The 20,846-nt window shown below is 70.7% G+C and carries 18 protein-coding genes; 6 read left to right on the top strand and 12 right to left on the bottom strand.

The annotated features are described in order from the left end of the window. Nucleotides 1-9: 9 nt before the first annotated feature. On the top strand, nucleotides 10-1,737 hold the full coding sequence (locus ACIRB4_RS19175; protein WP_403292659.1) for a GAF domain-containing protein: 1,728 nt from the start codon (nucleotides 10-12) through the stop codon (nucleotides 1,735-1,737). A 101-nt stretch (nucleotides 1,738-1,838) separates the two neighbouring features. Here ACIRB4_RS19175 and ACIRB4_RS19170 read toward each other — a convergent pair whose 3' ends face one another. The 6 genes from ACIRB4_RS19170 to ACIRB4_RS19145 form a co-directional block, all read right to left on the bottom strand. Continuing rightward, nucleotides 1,839-2,696, bottom strand: a complete 858-nt coding sequence (locus ACIRB4_RS19170; RefSeq protein WP_403292658.1) for a Cof-type HAD-IIB family hydrolase — start codon at nucleotides 2,694-2,696, stop codon at nucleotides 1,839-1,841. A gap of 83 nt (nucleotides 2,697-2,779) precedes the next feature. Beyond that, nucleotides 2,780-3,682, bottom strand: a complete 903-nt coding sequence (locus ACIRB4_RS19165) for an LLM class flavin-dependent oxidoreductase (protein WP_403292656.1) — start codon at nucleotides 3,680-3,682, stop codon at nucleotides 2,780-2,782. Nucleotides 3,683-3,708: 26 nt separating this feature from the next. Next, nucleotides 3,709-4,266, bottom strand: coding sequence for an RNA 2'-phosphotransferase (locus ACIRB4_RS19160; RefSeq protein ID WP_403292655.1), 558 nt, complete (start codon nucleotides 4,264-4,266; stop codon nucleotides 3,709-3,711). Nucleotides 4,267-4,421: 155 nt separating this feature from the next. Further along, complete coding sequence (locus ACIRB4_RS19155; RefSeq protein ID WP_403292654.1) at nucleotides 4,422-5,375, bottom strand: MerR family transcriptional regulator; 954 nt, start codon at nucleotides 5,373-5,375, stop codon at nucleotides 4,422-4,424. Between the two features lie 94 nt (nucleotides 5,376-5,469). Beyond that, entirely contained in the window at nucleotides 5,470-7,245 is a 1,776-nt protein-coding gene (locus ACIRB4_RS19150) for an SDR family oxidoreductase (RefSeq protein WP_403292943.1), read from the bottom strand. A 2-nt stretch (nucleotides 7,246-7,247) separates the two neighbouring features. Further along, nucleotides 7,248-8,114: a M24 family metallopeptidase gene (locus ACIRB4_RS19145; RefSeq protein WP_403292653.1), complete on the bottom strand. Its 867-nt coding sequence runs from the start codon at nucleotides 8,112-8,114 to the stop codon at nucleotides 7,248-7,250. Between the two features lie 250 nt (nucleotides 8,115-8,364). On the opposite strand from ACIRB4_RS19145, the gene ACIRB4_RS19140 reads away from it, so the two are divergent. The 4 genes from ACIRB4_RS19140 to ACIRB4_RS19125 are packed head-to-tail and all read left to right on the top strand — an operon-like array spanning nucleotide 8,365 to nucleotide 11,874. Next, nucleotides 8,365-9,333, top strand: coding sequence for an ABC transporter ATP-binding protein (locus ACIRB4_RS19140; RefSeq protein WP_403292941.1), 969 nt, complete (start codon nucleotides 8,365-8,367; stop codon nucleotides 9,331-9,333). Further along, nucleotides 9,330-10,232 (top strand): ABC transporter permease, encoded by a 903-nt coding sequence (locus tag ACIRB4_RS19135; protein WP_403292650.1) that lies wholly within the window; start codon nucleotides 9,330-9,332, stop codon nucleotides 10,230-10,232. Before ACIRB4_RS19140 ends, ACIRB4_RS19135 begins: the two co-directional genes overlap by 4 nt. Continuing rightward, complete coding sequence (locus tag ACIRB4_RS19130; protein WP_403292648.1) at nucleotides 10,229-11,140, top strand: ABC transporter ATP-binding protein; 912 nt, start codon at nucleotides 10,229-10,231, stop codon at nucleotides 11,138-11,140. Before ACIRB4_RS19135 ends, ACIRB4_RS19130 begins: the two co-directional genes overlap by 4 nt. A gap of 14 nt (nucleotides 11,141-11,154) precedes the next feature. Further along, a complete protein-coding gene (locus ACIRB4_RS19125) occupies nucleotides 11,155-11,874 on the top strand; it encodes an ABC transporter permease (protein ID WP_403292647.1) in 720 nt (239 codons plus the stop codon). Nucleotides 11,875-11,958: 84 nt separating this feature from the next. Here ACIRB4_RS19125 and ACIRB4_RS19120 read toward each other — a convergent pair whose 3' ends face one another. Continuing rightward, nucleotides 11,959-13,239, bottom strand: coding sequence for a CynX/NimT family MFS transporter (locus tag ACIRB4_RS19120; protein WP_403292645.1), 1,281 nt, complete (start codon nucleotides 13,237-13,239; stop codon nucleotides 11,959-11,961). A gap of 87 nt (nucleotides 13,240-13,326) precedes the next feature. Further along, entirely contained in the window at nucleotides 13,327-14,004 is a 678-nt protein-coding gene (locus ACIRB4_RS19115; RefSeq protein ID WP_403292643.1) for a FadR/GntR family transcriptional regulator, read from the bottom strand. Nucleotides 14,005-14,122: 118 nt separating this feature from the next. On the opposite strand from ACIRB4_RS19115, the gene lpdA reads away from it, so the two are divergent. Continuing rightward, nucleotides 14,123-15,526 carry a dihydrolipoyl dehydrogenase gene (gene lpdA / locus ACIRB4_RS19110; RefSeq protein ID WP_403292642.1) on the top strand — a complete coding sequence of 468 codons (1,404 nt, stop codon included), beginning with the start codon at nucleotides 14,123-14,125 and terminating at the stop codon, nucleotides 15,524-15,526. Between the two features lie 407 nt (nucleotides 15,527-15,933). Here lpdA and ACIRB4_RS19105 read toward each other — a convergent pair whose 3' ends face one another. The 4 genes from ACIRB4_RS19105 to efeB all read right to left on the bottom strand — a co-directional run bounded on the left by ACIRB4_RS19105 (nucleotide 15,934) and on the right by efeB (nucleotide 20,826). Continuing rightward, nucleotides 15,934-16,740, bottom strand: coding sequence for an HAD family hydrolase (locus tag ACIRB4_RS19105; RefSeq protein ID WP_403292641.1), 807 nt, complete (start codon nucleotides 16,738-16,740; stop codon nucleotides 15,934-15,936). Beyond that, the gene (serS, locus tag ACIRB4_RS19100) at nucleotides 16,737-18,026 is read right to left on the bottom strand and encodes a serine--tRNA ligase (protein ID WP_403292639.1); all 1,290 of its coding nucleotides are present in this window, start codon (nucleotides 18,024-18,026) and stop codon (nucleotides 16,737-16,739) included. Before serS ends, ACIRB4_RS19105 begins: the two co-directional genes overlap by 4 nt. Nucleotides 18,027-18,599: 573 nt before the next feature. Next, nucleotides 18,600-19,535, bottom strand: coding sequence for a prephenate dehydratase (gene pheA, locus ACIRB4_RS19095; protein ID WP_403292638.1), 936 nt, complete (start codon nucleotides 19,533-19,535; stop codon nucleotides 18,600-18,602). A gap of 64 nt (nucleotides 19,536-19,599) precedes the next feature. Next, on the bottom strand, nucleotides 19,600-20,826 hold the full coding sequence (gene efeB, locus ACIRB4_RS19090; RefSeq protein ID WP_403292939.1) for an iron uptake transporter deferrochelatase/peroxidase subunit: 1,227 nt from the start codon (nucleotides 20,824-20,826) through the stop codon (nucleotides 19,600-19,602). Nucleotides 20,827-20,846 lie beyond the last annotated feature (20 nt).

The following is a 20,846-nucleotide window of genomic DNA, read 5'->3' as shown; positions in this document are numbered from 1 at the left end:
CTCAAGGTCATGACCGCCGCCGTGCCCGATGCACCGGAGCCAAAGGAACCCGGGCCCCTCGAAGCCGCGACCCGGGCCACCCGCGGCCTGGAGGGCTTGTCCACGGAACTCACCGCCCGGGTGCCGCAGCTCTTGGAGGCCATGCGCTCGGTCGGCACGGGCCTCGAACTGCACTCGACCCTCGACCGCATCTGCGCGACCGCCGCCGAACTCGCCGACGCCCGCTACGCCGCCATCGGGGTCGTCGACGAGGAGGGAGAGGGCCTCTCCGACTTCGTCACCCACGGCGTCGGCGAGGACGTGGCCCGCCGGATCGGGCGGCTCCCCGACGGCCGGACCGGGCTCCTCGGCGCGCTGATCCGGAGCTCCGGGACCATCCGGCTCACCGATCTGTCCTCCGACGCCCGCTCGGCCGGCTTCCCACCGGGCCACCCACCGATGAGGAGCTTCCTCGGCGTTCCCCTGCGCGTCCAGGGCGAGACCTTCGGCAACCTCTATCTCGCGGAGAAGAACGGCGGGGGCGAGTTCGACGACCACGACGTCCACATGGTCCGGGTCCTCGCGACCGAGGCCGGGATCGCCATCGGCAACGCCCGCCTGTACGAGGCCGCCCGGCAGCGGGAGCGCTGGATCGACGGCTCGGTGGCCGTCACCACCGCCCTGCTCTCCGGCGGCGACGCCGACGACGCCCTGACGGTCGTGGCCGAACAGGCCCGCCGGCTCGCCGACGCGGCGGCCGGGATCGTGTTGCTGCCCGCCGAGGAGGGCGGTCTGGAGATCGTCGCCGTCTCCTCCGCCACGCCCAGCGAGTCCCTGGGCGTGGTGATCCCGCGGGAGAGCGCGGTGGTGGAGCGTCTTCTCGACGGCGAGGCGGTGTTCGTGGACGACGTCTCGACCGATCCGCGCATGCTCAGCCGGGTGTCGGCCGAGTACGGACCCGGCATGCTGCTGCCGCTGCACAGCGGAGGCAGGGTGCTCGGCGCCCTCGCGATCCCCCGCGCGCGGGGCGCCCGGCCCTTCACCGAGGCCGAGCGGACGCTGGCCACGCAGTTCGCCTCCCAGGCGGCGCTTGCCCTGATGATGGCCGACGCGCAGCGCGACCGGGAGCGGCTCGCCGTCTACGAGGACCGGGACCGGATCGCCCGTGACCTGCACGACCTCGTCATCCAGCGGCTGTTCGCCACCGGGATGATGCTGGAGAGCGCGCAGCGCACGTCGGTCGTGCCCGCCGTGCGGGAGGGGGTCGGCAAGGCCGTGGACGAACTGGATGTGACGATCCAGGAGATCCGTACGGCCATCTTCGCGCTCCAGCAAGGCCCGGCCGAGGCTCCTTCGGGTCTGCGGACCCGTGTGCTGCGGGAGATCAACATGGCCGCCGTGCCGCTCGGCTTCAAGCCCGCGCACTGCTTTCTCGGCCCGGTCGACTCCGCCGTCGGCGATCTCACCGGCAAGAACCTCATCGCCGCTCTCCGCGAGGCACTCTCCAACGCCTTCCGGCACGCGGAGGCCACCCGCATCGAGGTCGTGGTCGACGCGGACGCCGAGCTGCCCGACGGCAGCGCCGGGGTGCGGCTCTCGGTCGCCGACGACGGCGTCGGCATCCCCGAGGGCGGGCGGCGCAGCGGTCTGCGCAACCTGGCGCGGCGCGCCGAATCGCTGGGCGGATCGAGCTGGTGCGGGCCGGGCCTCGGGGAGAACGGCGGCGGTACGACGGTGGTGTGGGAGGCCCCGTTGTAGCCGGCCGCCTCGGTTCCGCCGGCCCGCTCCGGTCCCGGTTTCGGCCGCGGCCGAGGCTGAGGGCCTCCCGCTTGACGGCGTCCCTGACCGGCGGGACCGGGTCAGTCGTCGAGAGTGCCCGCGAGGATGCGTTCGATGACCACGGCCACTCCGTCGTCGTTGTTGGCGACGGTACGACCGGAGGCGGCGGCGATCACGTCCGGGTGGGCGTTGCCCATCGCGTACGAGCGGCCGGCCCAGCTGAGCATCTCGATGTCGTTGGGCATGTCACCGAAGGCGACGACCTCGTCCGCCGAGATGCCCCGCTCGGCGCAGCACAGGGCGAGGGTGGAGGCCTTGGACACGCCGAGCCCGCTGATCTCCAGCAGGGCGGTCGGGCTGGACCGGGTGAACGAGGCCAGGTCGCCGGCGGCCGCGCGGGCCACGGTCAGGAAACCGTCCGGGTCGAGCTCCGAGTGCTGCGCGAGCAGCTTGAGTACGGGGGCGGCCGCGCCCGGCTCCTCCTCGAACAGCAGCTTCTCCGCGGTCGCCACGGTCGCGCCCGGGTCGAGGAAGAAGGGCGGGTACTCCGGCTCGTAGTGGATGCCGGTGGTGAGCTCCACCGCGAAGGAGGCGCCGGGGGCCGCCTCGCGCAGCGTCCGTACCACCTCCAGGGCGACCGACCGGTCCAGCGGCCGCACCTCGAGGAACGTGCCGCCGGCGTGCAGATCGACGACGGCCGCGCCGTTGGCGCAGATCGCCAGGCCGTGACCGTGGACGTGGTCGCTGACCACGTCCATCCAGCGGGCCGGGCGGCCGGTGACGAAGAAGACCTCGACACCTGCCCGCTCCGCGGCGGCGAGCGCCGCGACCGTACGCTCCGAGACGGATTTGTCGTCGCGCAGCAGGGTGCCGTCGAGGTCGGTGGCGATCAGCCGGGGGGCTGGGGCGGCGGGGCGCACGGGGTGAGGTGAGGTCACCGATCCATTCTTCCGTACAAGCTGCACGGTCGTGCGAGAGGGCGCACATCTGAGTACGGAACGGCGACCTCCCGTGCGTGCGGTCAGCCGAGCTGGGCCACGGCCTCCGTCGCGATCCGCTCGAAGACGGCCTGGTCGGCGGCGAAGTCGGAGTCCGGGATCGGCCAGTGGATCACCAGCTCGGTGAAGCCCAGCTCCCGGTGGCGTCCGGCGAAGTCCACGAAGGCGTCCAGCGACTCCAGGGGGCGCCCGCGGTCCGGAGTGAAACCGGTGAGCATGATCTTGTCGAGCTCGGCCACGTCCCGGCCGGTCTCGGCGCAGGCCTTGCCGAGCTTCTCCATCTGGCCGCGCAGGGCGTCCACCGACTGCTCCGGAGTCCCGTCCTCGAAGAGCTTGGGGTCGCCGGTCGTCACCCACGCCTGCCCGTACCGCGCGGCGAGCTTCAGCCCGCGAGGCCCGGTCGCGGCGACCGCGAAGGGCAGCCGGGGGCGCTGGAGGCAGCCGGGGATGTTGCGGGCCTCCACGGCGGAGTAGTGGGTGCCGTGCTGGGTGACCGCGTCCTCGGTGAGCAGTCGGTCGAGGAGGGGCAGGAACTCCCCGAACCGATCCGCCCGCTCCCGCGGGCTCCACGCCTCCTGGCCGAGGGCGGTGGCGTCGAAGCCGTTGCCGCCGGCTCCGATGCCGAGGGTGAAGCGGCTGCCCGAGATGTCGTCGAGGGAGATGAGCTCCTTGGCGAGCGTCACGGGATGACGGAAGTTCGGGGACGTGACCAACGTCCCCAGGCGCAGGCGCTCCGTGGCGGTCGCGGCGGCTGTCAGCGTCGGCAGGGCGCCGAACCACGGGCCGTCGCGGAAGGTCCGCCAGGACAGGTGGTCGTAGGTGTACGCGGCGTGGAAGCCCAGCTCCTCGGCGCGCAGCCAGCGGTCGCGGCCGCCCTCGTGCCAGCGGTGGACGGGCAGGATCACGGTGCTCAGGCGCAAGGTCATGCCCACGAGCCTACGACCGCCGCGATTCACCTGTCGCGGCCTCCGCCCGGGAAGCGGAGGAACTCCGGGGGGACAGCGTCGGTGAGCCAGACGCCGTTGGCGCTGACGTGGAAGACGTGACCGGCCCGGTGCATCGCGCCGGCGTCCACGCTCAGCACCACGGGGCGGCCCCGTCGGGCGCCGACGCGGGTCGCGGTCTCCCGGTCGGGGGAGAGATGGACATGGTGGCGGTCCATGGGGCGCAGGCCCTCGGCCCGGATGGCGTCCAGGCGGGCGGGGACCGTGCCGTGGTAGAGGTAGGCGGGCGGTTCGGCGGCCGGAAGGTCGAGGTCCACCTCGACCGTGTGGCCCTGGCTGGCGCGGATCCGCGTTCCTTCGATCGCGAAGCGTTTCTTGTCGTTGCTCGCGACGACGTGGTCCAGTTCGGCACGTGTGATCGGGAAGCCGTGGTCCGCGGCTGCCCGCAGCAGGGCGTCGATCTCGGTCCAGCCGTTCGCGTCGAGGACCAGTCCGATCCGTTCCGGCTGGTGACGCAGGTGTTTGCTGAGGTACTTCGACACCTTCACGGTGCGTCTCTCGTCCATGGGACTGTCCATGGCGCCAGGATGCCGAAGACCGTTTCAGGCCACCATTCGATTTCTGAGGCACGGATGTTTGGTCCACAACCAACAGGACTTATCCACAAGGGAATTGACGGTTCTGTGGACAACGCTTGGGCGATTAAGGCTTATTGGGCGATTCAGCTGTTTTCTTTGCGGTTTGAGGCGAGGGTATCCAATGTCCTTGTCTGTACCTCGCGTTCCGCTGCCGCGGCGATGAAGGCGGCGACATGCTCCGGCCCAACAAGCCTCTGCACGGCCCGGATCGTCCCCGAGGGCAGCGCCACCGGGCGTGGCTCGTCGTCCCGCAGCGGAGCCGGGCTGGCCGAGAGGTGATGCTGGAGGTGGCGAGTGGCGAAGAGCCGCATCGCCCGGGCGAGTTCGGCATCCACCGTCTGCTGCGCGAGCGGCCGCAACCTCCGCACCAGCGCCGCCGCCTCGGCGGCGTCCGCGTCAGTCGGCGGCCGGTGCTCCAGATAGCGTGCGAAGACATGCTCGGTCGTGAACTCCAGGAAACGGGACGCTATGTGCTCGACCTGGACCCGAAGCTCCCTCAGGTGGCCGGAGATTGCCGAGAGCGGAACACCCGCCGCGTACAACTCGGCCGCCACCGCCAGCTCTTGCGGGCTGGGTACGAGGAATTCGTCCTCGCGGTCCGGGATCCGCTCCAGGACGCCGAGCTCGATCGCCTCGCGGATCGCCTCCTCGTCGGGCTTACCGCCGAACGTGGCGTCCAGCTCCTCGCGGGAGATCCTGTCGGCTTCCTCGTCCGTCCAGGGACCGTCGACCTCCGCGACGAGACCCAGCACCCCGCCGAGCCCCCGCCCCGCGTCCCAGGCCTCCAGGAGCTCCTTGATGGAGGCCAGGGTGTAACCCCGCTCCAGCAGGTCCGCGATCTGCCGCAGCCGGGCCAGATGCGTGTTCCCGTACACGTTGGACCGGCCCCGGCGCTCGGGACGGGGCAGCAGACCACGGTCCTGGTAGGCGCGTATCGTCCGGACCGTGGCGCCGCTGTGGTGGGCCAGATCCTCGATCCGGTACTCGGACGGGGACGGCTGCCCGCCGCCGACCGCCTGCGCTGACTGCTCCGACACACCCGCTCCCACCGCTTGCTCCGCCTGCCCGTTCTGCGAGGGATGGTACGACCGCCGGGGGGAGCGGCGCGCCGCTCCCCCCACCCCGGGACGCTCATGCCGGTGGTTCCACCCGGGCTATCGCCCGCAGGGCCCTGGGGGCGAACCGGGACATCAAATAGGCTCCGCGCGCCTCCGGGGTGACCGGTACGACGGCCTCGTTGCGCAGGACCGCCCGCAGGATCGCGTCCGCGACCTTCTCCGGCGGATAGTTGCGCAGTCCGTACAGGCGGGAGACCTGCTTCTGCCGGCGCTTCTGCTCCTCGTCGTCCGCGCCGGCGAACCGGGCCGTCGCGGTGATGTTGGTGTTCACGAGGCCGGGGCATATCGCCGAGACGCCGATGCCCTGCCCCGCCAGCTCGGCCCGCAGGCACTGGCTCAGCATCAGCACGGCCGCCTTGGAGGTGCTGTACGCGGGCAGGGCCCGGGACGGCTGGAAGGCGGCGGCGGAGGCGGTGTTGACGATGTGGCCGCCCTGGCCGCGCTCGGCCATCTGTCCGCCGAAGATCCGGCAGCCGTGAATGACGCCCCACAGGTTGACGTCGAGGACCTTCTTCCACTCCTCGCTGGTGGTGTCGAAGAACGAACCGGTCAGTCCTATGCCGGCGTTGTTGACCAGGACGTCGACGACGCCGTGGTCGCTCGCCACCTTCGCGGCCAGTTTCTCCATGGCCTGCTCGTCGCTCACATCGACGGTCTCTCCCCATGCCTCCGGGGCGCCGATCAGCCGGGACATCTCCGCCGTCCGGGCCGCGCCCTCGCCGTCCCGGTCGACGGCGACGACGCGGGCACCGGCCTCGGCGAACGCGAAGGCCGTGGCCCGCCCGATACCACTGGCGGCTCCGGTCACCAGGACCAGTTGCCCGGCGAACCGCTCGGCGTACTCCGGCCGCACCGCGCTCCTCGTCGCCGCCCTCGGCGCCTTGGTGGCCGGGTCCTCGTTGCTCTCGACGAACTCGGTGATCCAGGCGGCCAGCTGGTCGGGCCGGGTACGGGGGACCCAGTGCTTGGCGGGCAGGGAGCGCCGGGTGAGGTCCGGCACCCAGGAGCCCAGTCCGTCGTAGAGGCGCTCCGAGAGGAACGCGTCACCGGTCGGCGTGATCAGCTGCACCGGTGCGTGGGCGTACGCGTCGGCGCGCGGCCGGCGCAGCCGTGCGCGGACGTTGTCGCGGTAGAGCCAGGCGCCGTGCGCCGCGTCGCTGGACAGCGAGGACGTCGGATAGTCCCCGGCCGGTACCTTCTCGACCCGCTGGAGGATCTTGGGCCACTGCTTGCCGAGCGGCCCCCGCCAGGCCAGTTCCGGCAGCACGGGCGTGTGCAGCAGGTACACGTACCAGGACTTGGCGCCCTGGCCGAGGAGCTGGCCGACCCTGCGTGGGGTGGGCCGGGCGATCCGCTGCTTGATCCAGTGCCCGAAGTGGTCCAGGGACGGACCCGACATCGACGTGAAGGAGGCGATCCGTCCCTCCGTGCGCGCCACGGTCACGAACTCCCAGGACTGCACCGACCCCCAGTCGTGCCCGACCAGGTGGACGGGCCGGTCCGGGCTGACCGCGTCGGCCACGGCCAGGAAGTCGTCCGTCAGCTTCTCCAGCGTGAACCCGCCGCGGAGCGGGGCCGGCGCCGTGGACCGGCCGTGTCCACGGACGTCGTACAGCACCACGTGGAAGCGCTCGGCGAGCCGGTGCGCGACCTCCGACCAGACCTCCTTGGAGTCCGGGTAGCCGTGCACCAGCAGGACGGTCGGCCGGCTCGCGTCGCCCAGCTCGGCGACACACAGCTCGATCCCGCCCGTACGGATCCAGCGCTCACGCGCCCCCTCAAGACCCACGTTCACGCCGCCGCCCTCTCGTTCTGGTTCTCGTTCTCGTTCCAGCGCCGCACATGCGGCAGGTCGTCGTCCAGCCAGAACGCGCTCTGCTCGGGATCCTTCGAGTCGGTGACGACGAGGATCTCCTCGAACTTCGCGCCCGTCCCCCGGAACCCCAGGTGCGGCTCGACCGCCCAGAGCCCAGGACGGGGCGGATGGTCGGAGAACCTGTAGGGCGACCAGAGCGGCGACCAGCCGTCCCGGTGGCCGTGGATCGCGTCGCTCGCGAGGCCCTTGAGGGCCTGAGTGCCGAAGCCGAAGAGCGTGGGAGACCAGCGGCGCTCCTTCACCCGGTCGATCTTGTGGGCGATGACGCCGAACGGATACGCGCGATGGCGGTTGGCGTAACCCTGGCGGACCATGAGCCGGTCCACGTCCTCATAGATCTCCCGCAGCGAGCGCCGCTCGCGCACCTCCGTGAGGATCAGCTCGCGGTGGGCCCGCAGATCGGCGAGCAGCTTGTCGTGCACGGGGTTGAGCCCCAGACAGCCGGAATAGCCGATGTCGGAGGTGTAGCCCTTGTACACCGGAGCCATGTCCAGGATGAAGGGCATGCCGGCTTCGAGGCGACGGTGGGTGGGGAAGAACTGGAGCGGGATCTTGAAGTCGACGAAGGCGGTCCGGTCGCCGAACCAGGCGAAGGGCCGGTGGAACCAGTCACGCACGCCCCGCTCGTGCAGCCAGTCCCGCTGCATCTTCGCGGCCTCGCGCTCGGTCACCCCCGGCTTGAGCTGCGCCGCGACGGCCTCCGCGCATGCGTACGCGAGGCGTTGCACCTCCCTGAACCCCCGCAGTTCCGCGGCCGGTTCACCTGTCACTGCTGAGCTCATGCCGATCGCCCGTCCCGTGTGAGCGTATGCGTGCGCTACGCGGCCGTAACTTGACACTGATGAATGTGACAATGCCCGGCGGCTGCGTCAAGGGTCCTGCGCGCGGCCTGTGGAAAACTCCGGGGTGAGAGCGCGGCGAACGACTTTGGTCTCGACTCCCCTACGGGTCCGTACACCTGGAGTCTGATAGAGATCGAGCCGTTGGGTTGACGACCGGTGTGGTGTGCGCCACTACCGTCGAAGCGTGACTGTGATCGCCACCGAAAGCCTCAGCAAGCGGTTCCCCCGGGTGACCGCTCTCGACCGGCTCTCCCTGGACATCGGGCCCGGTGTGACCGGACTGGTGGGTGCCAACGGAGCCGGCAAGTCCACGATGATCAAAATTCTGCTCGGGCTGTCCCCCGCCACGGAGGGCCGTGCCGCCGTGCTCGGCCTGGACGTCGCCACTTCCGGCGCCCAGATCCGTGAGCGTGTGGGGTACATGCCGGAGCACGACTGCCTGCCCCCCGACGTCTCGGCCACCGAGTTCGTCGTCCACATGGCGCGGATGTCGGGCCTGCCCGCCACGGCCGCCCGCGAGCGGACGGCCGACACCCTGCGCCACGTCGGCCTGTACGAGGAGCGGTACCGCCCCATCGGCGGATACTCGACCGGTATGAAGCAGCGGGTGAAGCTGGCCCAGGCCCTGGTCCACGACCCGCAGCTGGTCCTCCTCGACGAGCCGACCAACGGCCTCGACCCCGTCGGCCGCGACGAGATGCTCGGCCTGATCCGACGGGTCTGGACCGACTTCGGCATCTCCGTCCTCGTCACCTCCCACCTCCTCGGAGAGCTGGAGCGCACCTGCGACCACGTCGTCGTCATCGACGGCGGGCAGCTGCTGCGTTCCAGCTCCACCAGCGACTTCACCCAGACCACCACGACCCTCGCGGTCGAGGTCACCGACTCCGACACCCACCCCGACGGCACGGCGGCCCTGCGCACGGCGCTCGCCGGCGCGGGCGTCACCCTGCACGAAGGGGTGGAGGACGGACTGCCGGGCGCCGGCCACATCCTCCTCGTGGAGGCCGCGGGCGAGGAGACGTACGACCTGGTCCGAGACACCGTCGCCGACCTCGGCCTCGGTCTCGTCCGCATGGAGCAGCGACGGCACCACATCGCCGAGGTCTTCCGTCCCGAGCGCTCCCAGGAACAGCAGCAGGAGGTGCCGGCGCGATGAGCACCCAGGCCCAGACCCCCGAGACCACCCAGATCCACAACATCGGCTACCGCACCTACGACGGGGAGCGCCTCGGCCGCGCGTACGCGCGCCGGGCGCTGTTCTCGCAGTCGCTGCGCGGCGCGTACGGCCTCGGCCGCAGCGCCAAGTCCAAGGTGCTGCCGATGATCCTCTTCGCCGTGATGTGCGTTCCCGCGCTGATCATCGTGGCCGTGGCCGTCGCCACCAAGCTGAAGGACCTGCCGCTGGACTACACGCGGTACGCGATCTTCACCCAGGCCGTCATCGGGCTGTACCTCGCCTCCCAGGCGCCCCAGTCCGTCTCCCGGGACCTGCGGTTCAGGACCGTTCCGCTGTACTTCTCGCGCCCCATCGAGCGCGTCGACTACGTCCTCGCCAAGTACGGCGCGATGGCCTCGGCGCTCTTCATCCTGACCGCTTCCCCTCTGGTGATCCTCTACGTCGGCTCGCTGCTCGCCAAGATGGACTTCGCCGAGCAGACCAAGGGATTCGGCCAGGGCCTGGTGTCCGTGATGCTGCTGTCGCTGCTGTTCGGCGGCATCGGACTGGTCATGGCCGCGCTCACGCCGCGCCGCGGCTTCGGAGTGGCGGCCGTCATCGCCACCCTGGTGATCTCCTACGGCGCCGTCTCCACGCTGCAGGGCATCGCGTACGGCACGGACAACCTCGACGCCATCAAGTGGATGGGCCTGTTCTCCCCGATCACCCTGATCGACGGAGTGCAGACCGCCTTCCTCGGTGCCACCACCTCCTTCCCCGGAGGGGAAGGAGCGGGACCGGGCGCCGGAGCCGGCGCGGTCTATCTGCTCGTCGTCCTCGCGCTGATCGCCGGCTCGTACGCCGTCCTGATGCGCCGCTACCGAAAGGTCGGGCTGTGACCACGATCAACATCGACCACGCCTCGCGGTGGTTCGGCAACGTCGTGGCCGTCAACGACGTCACCATGACGATCGGCCCGGGCGTCACCGGTCTCCTCGGACCCAACGGCGCCGGGAAGTCCACCCTCATCAACATGATGGGCGGCTTCCTCGCCCCCTCGACCGGCACCGTCACCCTCGACGGGCAGCCGATCTGGCGCAACGAGTCCGTCTACCGGCAGATCGGCGTCGTGCCGGAGCGGGAGGCGATGTACGACTTCCTCACCGGCCGCGAATTCGTCGTCGCCAACGCCGAGTTGCACGGCCTGGGCGCCGATGAAGCCCAACGGGCGCTCGCCACCGTCGAGATGGAGTACGCGCAGGACCGCAAGATCGCCACGTACAGCAAGGGCATGCGGCAGCGCGTGAAGATGGCCTCGGCCCTCGTGCACGACCCCTCGGTGCTCCTGCTCGACGAGCCGTTCAACGGCATGGACCCGCGCCAGCGCATGCAGTTGATGGATCTGCTGCGGCGCATGGGTGCCGAGGGCCGCACGGTGCTGTTCTCCTCCCACATCCTGGAGGAGGTCGAACAGCTCGCCTCGCACATCGAGGTGATCGTGGCCGGACGGCACGCCGCCTCCGGCGACTTCCGCAAGATCCGCCGGCTCATGACCGACCGGCCGCACCGCTATCTCGTACGGTCCAGCGACGACCGGGCGCTCGCCGCCGCGCTCATCGCCGACCCGTCCACGGCCGGTATCGAGGTCGACCTGGCGGAGGGCGCCCTGCGCGTCCAGGCGGTGGACTTCGGCCGCTTCACGGAGCTGCTGCCCCGCGTCGCCCGGAGCAAGGGGATCCGGCTGCTGACGGTGTCGCCGTCGGACGAGTCCCTCGAATCGGTCTTCTCGTACCTCGTAGCGGCCTGAAAGGAGCCTGACCGATGTACAACCCCACAGTCGCCCGGCTCACCTACCGGGCCCTGCTCGGCCGCCGACGGGCGCTGATCCTCTTCGCGCTGCCCGCGCTCCTGATCCTGATCGCCACGGCGGTACGCGTTTTCAACGGCGCCGACGACCAGATCGCCGCCGACGTCCTGGGCGGCTTCGCCCTCGCCACCATGGTCCCGCTGATCGGCGTCATCGCCGGAACGGGCGCGATCGGGCCCGAGATCGACGACGGTTCGATCGTCTACCTGCTCTCCAAGCCGGTGAAGCGGCCCACGATCATCTTCACCAAGCTCATCGTGGCGATCGCCGTGACGATGGTCTTCTCGGCCGTCCCCACCTTCGTCGCGGGGATGATCCTCAACGGAAACGGGCAGCAGGTCGCGGTGGCCTACACCGTCGCCGCACTGGTCGCCTCCATCGCGTACAGCGCCCTCTTCCTGCTGCTCGGCACGGTCAGCCGCCACGCGGTGGTCATCGGACTGGTCTACGCCCTGGTCTGGGAGGCCCTGTTCGGCTCCCTCATCTCCGGGGCGAAGACCCTCAGCGTCCAGCAGTGGGCGCTGGCGGTGGCCCAGAAGGTCAGCGGCGAGGGCCTGGTCACCTCGGACGTGGGCCTTCCGGCCGCCGTCGCACTCCTGGTCGGCGTGACGGTCCTGGCGACCTGGTACGCCGGCCAGAAGCTGCGGACGCTGAAGCTGGCGGGCGAGGAGTAGGGCCTCTGGAGCAGGCCGAGCGCCGCGCCCGGTGCCCCCCGGGGCCGGCGCCCCGCGCCCGCGGCTCGCGGGGGACCGGTGGTCTCAGACCTTCCGGTCCCTCGCCGCGAGCAGCCCCACGCACAGGGCCGCCGCGCAGACGCACAGCACCAGGGCGATCGGCACGGACCAGGAGCCGGTCGTCTGGTGCACCGCCCCGGCGGCCAGCGGGCCCGCAGCGGCGAGCAGATAGCCGACGGTCTGGGCCATCCCGGAGAGCCGGGAGGCGGTCACCGCGTCGCCCGAGCGCAGCACGATCAGCGTGAGGGCCAGGCCCACCGCCCCGCCCTGCCCGACCCCGAGGACGGCGGCCCACACCCACGCCCCCTGGACCGGGGCGACCATCAGCCCCGTGTACCCCGCCGCGACCAGCGTCGTGACCAGCACGACCAGTGGACGCTGGCTCCGCATCCGCCCCGCGAGGAGCGGCACGGCGAAGGCGCCCGCCACCTGGATCAGGTTGTTGAAGGCGAAGACCACACCCGCCGTCCCCCGGCTCATCCCGTGGTCCGTGAAGATCGTCGGCATCCAGGCGATCAGGACGTACGACCACAGCGACTGCAGGCCCATGAAGAGGGTCACCTGCCACGCGAGGGCCGAGCGCCAGACGCTCCGGGCGGGCGCCGCCGGACCGCCCCGGCCCCCTGCGCTTACGCCCGCACCCACCGCCTGGCCCGTACGGCCCCGCGCGATCAGCACCTGCGGCAGCCACGCCACCGCCGCGAGCGCCGCGAGCAGCGACCAGAAGGCGAGCGAGGCCTCCCAACGCCCGCCGAGGGCGCGCTCAAGCGGAACGGAGGCCGCCGCGACCACCGTCGCACCCGCGATCATCGCGCCCGTGTAGACGGAGGTCATGGACGCCGCCCGGTCTGGGAAGTCCCGCTTGATCAGGCCCGGCATCAGCACATTGAGCAGCGCGATCGCCGTACCGACCAGGACCCCGCCGCCGTACAGCGCGTAGACGGACGGCAGGACACGCACCAGGATGCCCGACCCCAGCAGTACCAGCGCGGCGAGGAGCACCGGTTCGGCGCCGAAACGCCGCCCGAGCCACGGAGCCACCAGCGCGCCGACTCCGAGGAAGAGCACCGGCACGGACGTCACCAGCGAACTCGCCGTCGACGACAGCCCGAAAGCCGTCGAGATCTCGCTCACCAGCGGTGAGACGCTCGCCAGCGCGGCTCGCATGTTGAGGGAGGCCAGCACGATCCCGACCATCAGCAGGGCGGGGTGGGCGAGCAGCGCCCGCTGCCCGCCGCCCCCTTGTGGCGAGATCCGGACATCGGCCTCGGCGTCGACGAGCAGGGGTGTTTCGGGGCGGGACAAGAGATCGTTCCTTTTTCTTCTGCGTACGGGTTCGTTCTGTGTACGGGTTTCTTCCGCGTACGGGAGTTCAGCGGGCGGGTGGCGGGGTCACGGCGCGCCGGCGAGCAGGGCGACCGTCTCCATCGGGACACGCAGCAGCTCCCGGGCACCCGCCTCCGCGCCCGCCGCGTCCCCCGCCTCGATCGCCCCGACCAGCGCCTCGTGCGCGTCGATGTCGACCGGGGGCATCTCCCGGTCGCCCAGCGCCTCGACCAGCACCTCGTGCACCTGGGCGGAGAAGAAGCGGTACACCTCGACGAAGGCGGCGTTGTGCGTGGCCTCGACGACGGCGAGGTGGAAGGCCATGTCCGCGTCCGCGTCGCGGTCGCCCTCCTCGCGCAGGGTGGCCAGGGCCGCCCGCAGCCGCAGCAGGTCGTGGGTGTCCCGCCGTACCGCAGCGAGCCGCGCGGCCTCCGTCTCCAAGGCAACCCGCAGCTCCAGGACGTCCCGCGCACCGGCGTGGCGCATTCCGCGCAGGACGGCGGCCGGATCGGCCGTCGACCTGACGAATGTGCCGTTGCCCTGGCGCGACTCCAGCAGACCCGCGTGGACCAGCACGCGTACCGCTTCGCGGACGGTGTTGCGCCCGACGCCCAACTGCTCGGCGAGCTCGTGCTCGGTGGGGATGCGGTCGCCGACCGCCCACTCGCCCTCCGCGAGCTGGGCCCGCAGCTGCTCCACCACGGAGTCCACCAGCGAGGTCCGACCCGCCGCCTTCAGCGCCATCACCACTCCCTATTCGCCCGGTTGCCCAGTCATCCTACAAGTGGGTCGCTCCGGCACCCGGGATTACTGTGGGCTCGTACGCGGACACGACCATCCTCACCACCTTCGGGAGTCAGCCATGTCAGACCGCTTCGACGTCGTCGTACTCGGAGCTGGCCCCGGCGGCTACGTCGCCGCCATTCGCGCCGCTCAGCTGGGCAAGCGGGTCGCGGTCGTCGAAGAGAAGTACTGGGGTGGTGTCTGCCTGAACGTCGGCTGCATCCCCACCAAGGCACTGCTGCGCAACGCCGAGCTGGCCCACATCTTCAACCACGACGCCAAGACGTTCGGCATCAAGGTCGACGGCACGGTCTCCTTCGACTACGGCGAGGCGTTCCGCCGCAGCCGCACGGTCGCGGACGGCCGGGTCAAGGGCGTCCACTACCTGATGAAGAAGAACGGCATCACCGAGTTCGACGGCCGGGGCACCTTCCTCGACGCGAACACGCTCCAGGTGGCCACGTCCGACGGCTCGACGCAGACGATCGCCTTCGACAACTGCATCATCGCCACCGGTGCCACGCCCCGCCTGCTGCCCGGCACCGCCCGCAGCGAGCGCGTGGTGACCTACGAGGAGCAGATCCTCGCCGAGGACGTGCCGCAGTCGGTCGTCATCGCCGGCGCGGGAGCCATCGGCATCGAGTTCGCGTACGTCCTGCACAACTACGGCGTGAAGGTCACCATCGTCGAGTTCCTCGACCGGATCGCCCCGCTGGAGGACGAGGACGTCTCCAAGGAGCTGGCCAAGCAGTACCGCAAGCTCGGCATCGACGTCCTGACCTCCACCCGCGTCGAGACGATCGACGAGTCGGGCCCGCAGGTCCGTGTAACCGTCACCGGCAAGGACGGCGCCCAGAAGGTCCTGGAGGCCGACAAGGTCCTCCAGGCCATCGGCTTCGCGCCCAACGTCACCGGCTACGGCCTGGAGAACACCGGCGTCGCCCTCACCGAGCGGGGCGCGATCGACGTCGACGGCCGCTGCCGCACCAGCGTGCCGCACATCTACGCCATCGGCGACGTCACCGCCAAGCTGATGCTCGCGCACACCGCCGAGGCCATGGGTGTCATCGCCTCCGAGACCATCGCGGACGCCGAGACGATGGAGCTCGACTACCCGATGATCCCGCGCGCCACCTACTGCCAGCCGCAGATCGCCAGCTTCGGCTGGACCGAGGCGCAGGCGCGGGAGAAGGGCTTCGACGTCAAGGTCGCCAAGTTCCCGTTCACCGCGAACGGCAAGGCGCACGGCCTGGGCGACTACACCGGCTTCGTGAAGATCATCAGCGACGCGAAGTACGGCGAGATCATCGGCGCCCACCTGATCGGCCCTGACGTCACCGAACTGCTGCCCGAGCTGACCCTGGCCCAGCAGTGGGATCTGACCGTCCACGAGGTGGCGCGCAACGTGCACGCACACCCGACCCTGGGTGAAGCGGTGAAGGAAGCGATCCACGGCCTGGCCGGCCACATGATCAATTTCTGAGGTTTCTCGGGGTTCTCCCACGTCACCGTGGTAGCCACGGAGACGTGCCGAGCGAACCCCTCCCGGGTGGCGAACCGTCCCGGCCGATCAGGTCGTGGGTGCGTTCGTCACCCGGTTCGCGTCTCTGGCCGCTGATCGCGCCCTCGCTGGTGATCGGCCTGGCGTGCCGGCCGCCGGCGTGCGGAAAACCGGTGGCCGCCCAAGGAGCGCCTCCCGCAGACTAGTTCGGCGGGGGCGCCTTCCTCGCCGGAGACCGGGGAGGAGCGCGACGATGACCGGCACCAGTTCGAGCCGGAGTCCGAGTCCGTCGAGTTCCTCGCAGCGCGGCGCCTTCTGAGCGCCGCCGGGGCGGTCGCTTCGAGCGCGCGGTTCCACCGCGCGGACCGCCCTCCCGTCGGCTCCGGGGCTTACCGCCCCAGCAGACGCTCCAGGACGACCGCGATGCCGTCGTCCTCGTTCGACGACGTCACCTCGTCCGCCACGGCCTTCAGCTCGTCGTGCGCGTTCGCCATCGCCACGCCCCGCGCCGCCCACGCGAACATCGGGATGTCGTTCGGCATGTCACCGAACGCGATCGTCTCCGCCGCCTTCACACCGAGCCGGCGCGCCGCCAGCGACAGGCCCGTCGCCTTGCTCAGGCCGAGCGGGAGGATCTCCACGATGTCCTCCCCCGCCATGACGACGTCCACCAGACCGCCGACCGTCGCGCGGGTGACCCGGGCCAGCTCGTCGGACGACAGCGTCGGGTGCTGGATGTAGACCTTGTTCAGCGGGGCCGACCACAGCTCGGAGGGGTCCTCGTACGGGACCGAGGGCAGCCGGCCCCCGAGGACGCGGTAGCCCGGACCGACCAGGACCTCGCCGTCCAGGCCGTCACGGCTCGCGGCCAGCGCCAGCGGGCCCACCTCCGCCTCGACCTTCGACAGGGCGAGTCCGGCGAGCTGCCGGTCCAGCGTGAGCGAGGTCAGCAGGCGGTGCTCACCCGCGTGGTACACCTGCGCACCCTGACCGCACACCGCGAGCCCGTCGTAACCGAGGTCGTCGAGGATGTGCCGGGTCCAGGGCACGGACCGGCCGGTGACGACGATGTGCGCCGCCCCCGCCGCCACCACGGCGGCGAGAGCGTCACGCGTGCGCTCCGAGACGGACTCGTCGTCACGCAGCAGCGTGCCGTCCAGGTCCGTCGCGACGAGCCGGTAGGGGAAGGGGCTCACGTGGAGATCGGCTCCAGGACCTCACGGCCACCGAGGTACGGACGCAGGACCTCGGGCACCCGCACCGAGCCGTCGGCCAGCTGGTGGTTCTCCAGGAGCGCCACGATCGTGCGCGGTACGGCGCACAGCGTGCCGTTCAGCGTCGCCAGCGGCTGGACGACCTTCTTGCCGTCGCGGTCGTCACGCATCCGCACGGACAGCCGGCGCGCCTGGAAGCCGTCGCAGTTCGACGCCGAGGTCAGCTCGCGGTACTTCCCCTGCGTCGGGATCCACGCCTCGCAGTCGAACTTCCGCGAGGCGGAGGCGCCCAGGTCGCCGGTGGCCACGTCGATGACCTGGAACGGCAGCTCCAGGCTGGTCAGCCACTGCTTCTCCCACTCCAGGAGACGCTTGTGCTCGTTCTCGGCGTCCTCCGGAGCGACGTACGAGAACATCTCGACCTTGTCGAACTGGTGGACCCGGAAGATGCCCCGGGTGTCCTTGCCGTACGTGCCGGCCTCGCGGCGGAAGCACGGCGAGAATCCGGCGTAGCGCAGCGGCAGCTTGTCGGCGTCGATGATCTCGTCCATGTGGTACGCGGCGAGCGGCACCTCGGACGTACCGACGAGGTAGTAGTCGTCCTTCTCCAGGTGGTACACGTTCTCGGCGGCCTGGCCGAGGAAGCCCGTGCCCTCCATGGCGCGCGGACGGACCAGCGCCGGCGTCAGCATCGGGATGAACCCGGCCTCCGTGGCCTGCGCGATCGCCGCGTTGACGAGCGCGAGTTCGAGCAGCGCGCCGACGCCCGTGAGGTAGTAGAAGCGCGAGCCGGAGACCTTGGCGCCCCGCTCGACGTCGATGGCGCCCAGCGCCTCGCCCAGCTCCAGGTGGTCCTTGGGCTCGAAGCCCTCGGCCGCGAAGTCGCGGATGGTGCCGTGCGTCTCCAGGACGACGAAGTCCTCCTCGCCGCCGACCGGCACGTCCGCGTGGACGATGTTGCCGAGCTGGAGGAGGAGGGCGCGCGCCGTCTCGTCGGCCTCGTTCTGCTCGGCCTCGGCGGCCTTGACGTCGGCCTTCAGCTGCTCGGCCTTCCGCAGGAGCTCGGCGCGCTCCTCCGGGGTGGCCTTGGGGATCAGCTTGCCGAGCGCCTTCTGCTCGGAACGGAGCTCGTCGAAGCGGACGCCGGACGACCTGCGCCGCTCATCGGCGGAGAGCAGGGCGTCGACGAGCTCGACGTCCTCTCCACGGGCGCGCTGGGAGGCGCGAACACGGTCGGGGTCCTCACGGAGCAGGCGAAGGTCAATCACCCCACCAGGCTACCGGTGCGGCCTCCCGGCCCCCCACCCGATATAGCCGAGCGTGTCGCTTTGCCCTAATTGCCGCAATTGGGAAATGCTCTGCCCATTCGTCAATAAACAGTCGGTGAGTTGCCGAAAAGGGGCGGAGCGCCTGGGGCGGCTTGACCGAACCGCCGAGTCGATCACGTGACTTCTCCACAGGAGCGCGGGGATCCGGCAGGTTATCCACAGCCTGTGCGGGAGTTCTGTGGATCACGGAGGGGATCATTCCGAATCGGACACCGGGGCTTGAGAATTCTCCGCCCAAACCGCCCTCGCCCACTCATTCGGTGGGAATTCCTCGCCCTAAAGAGTTGATCAAGGGAATTGAGCTGACACGGGCAGAGGTGCGGCGCTGTGGACGCATGTGAGTGGCTAGGGCGATTTGTCGATCATGTCTGCATGCATTATCGACTTGTCCCCAGGTCGAGAGAGAGCCTGTGGATAACTTCTGTGGGCAAGTGAAAAGTATGCAGGTAGGACTAATGGTCCAAACCTGTGGACGACCGCTCCCGGGAAAGGGAGCGGTCGGGGACTATCTCCTCAGGCCCGGCCGTCCTGGGCCCTCGCCAGCCAATCGGAGGCCGCCATGAACTCCGCGTCCGACGTCCCCAGCCGGAGCGCCCGTACGTCCTTCTTCGCGACGCCCGCTCGCGGGTACGACCCGAGGAACCGCACCTGGGGGCAGATCCGCTTCAGCCCCATGAGCGCCTCGCCCACGCGCCGGTCCGAGATATGGCCCTCGGCGTCCACGGCGAAGCAGTAGTTGCCGATGCCGGCGCCGGTGGGGCGGGACTGGATCAGCATCAGGTTGACCCCGCGCACCGCGAACTCCTGGAGCAGTTCGAGGAGGGCACCGGGGTGGTCCTCGCGCAGCCACAGCACGACGGAGGTCTTGTCCGCGCCGGTGGGCGCCGCCGGCCGGGCCGGGCGGCCGACGAGGACGAAGCGGGTCTCGGCGTTCTCCGCGTCGTGGATCTCGGTGACCAGCGGCTCCAGACCGTAGGTCGCGGCCGCGAACTCACCGGCGAAGGCCGCGTCGAAACGGCCCTCCTGCACCAGCCGGGCACCGTCCGCGTTGGACGCGGCCGACTCCCACAGGGCGTCGGGCAGATGGGCGCGCAGCCAGTTCCGTACCTGCGGCTGGGCGACCGGATGGCCGGTGACGGTCTTGATCTCGGAGATTTTCGTCCCCGGCCGTACGAGCAGGGCGAAGGCGATGGGGAGGACGACCTCGCGGTAGATCATCAGCGGTTCGCCGGAGGCCAGCTCGTCCAGGGTGGCGGTGACCCCGCCCTCCACCGAGTTCTCGATCGGTACGAGAGCGGCGGCGGCCTCTCCGTTGCGTACGGCGTCCAGCGCGGCCGGGACGGAGACCATCGGGACGAGTTCCCGGGTCGCCGCCTCGGGCAGCGTACGCAGCGCGGCCTCCGTGAACGTGCCTTCGGGGCCGAGATACGTATACCGGGTGGCTGACATACGGTCACCCTAATAGGCGCCGACGGCGTCCGCCTCGCCCGAGCGGGGTCAGGACTCCCAGGCGTTATGACTCCAGAAGCCGCTGGCCGACGTACTCGCCTTCGGCGGGCCCGCCCGGTACGGCGAAGAGGCCGCTCGACTCGTGCCGGACGAAGGGGGAGAGGGCGTCGCCCCGGTCGAGCTTGCGCTGGACCGGTACGAAGCCGCGCAGCGGATCGGCCTGCCAGCAGATGAAGAGGAGACCGGCGTCGGGCGTCCCGTCCGGGCCGATCCCGTCGTGGAAGGAGAAGGGCCGGCGCAGCATGGCCGCTCCGCCGTTCTGTTCGGGGGCGGAGATACGGGCATGGGCGTTGTCCGGGATGACCGGTTTCCCGTCCGGGCCTAGCTTCTCCAGGTCCGGCTCGGTCGTCTCGGTGCCGCCGGTGAGCGGGGCGCCGTCCGACTTGCGCCGTCCGATGACCTTCTCCTGCTTGTCCTGGGACAGCTTCTCCCAGTCGTCGAGCAGCATCCGGATCCGGCGGACGACGGCGTACGAACCTCCGGCCATCCATGCCTGCGTTCCGGCCGCCCCCTGCGCGACGAAGATCCGGCGGTCGAAGTCGGGGTCGGTGGGCTTCGGGTTGCCGGTGCCGTCGATCTGGCCCATGAGGTTCCGGGCCGTCATCGGGCGGGGTGTGGCGCCGGCCGAGCGGTTGAAGCCGTTCATCTGCCAGCGGACCCTGGCCGCGTCGCCCGCGTCCTTCTGCAGCGCGCGCAGGGCGTGGAAGGCGACCAGCGCGTCGTCGGCACCGATCTGCACCCACAGGTCGCCCTCCGACCGCTTCGGGTCGAGGGCGTCGGCGGAGAAGGCGGGCAGCGGGTCGAGCTGCGTCGGTCGGCGCGCGGTGAGCCCGGTACGGCCGAAGAAGGAGTGGCCGAAGCCGAAGGTGACCGTCAGGGAGGAGGGACCGGCGTCGAGCGCGATGCCCGTGTCGTCGGTCGAGGGCTTGCCCTCCATGAGCGCCTTCGCCGTCGCCGACCAGCGGCGCAGCAGGGCGGCGGCTTCCTTGCGGCCCGCGCCGGGGGCGAGGTCGAAGGCGATGAGGTGACCCCGGGACTGAAGCGGAGTGGTGATCCCCGCCTGATGTTTCCCGTGAAACATCACCTCCGTCGATCCGACCGTGGTCAGGGCGGGGGAGGCGTCGGACCCGGAGCCCGGGCCGCCGCCCGATACGGCCGCGTACATCCCGGCGCCGCCGGCGGCACCGAGCGCGAGACCGGCCGCGCCCGCCGCACCGACCGTGCCGAGCATCCGCCGCCGGGAGATCTCAA

The sequence above is a fragment of the Streptomyces sp. NPDC093600 genome (assembly GCF_044764755.1).
GTDB lineage: Bacteria > Actinomycetota > Actinomycetes > Streptomycetales > Streptomycetaceae > Streptomyces.
This window is presented reverse-complemented; position numbering and strand designations above follow the sequence as displayed.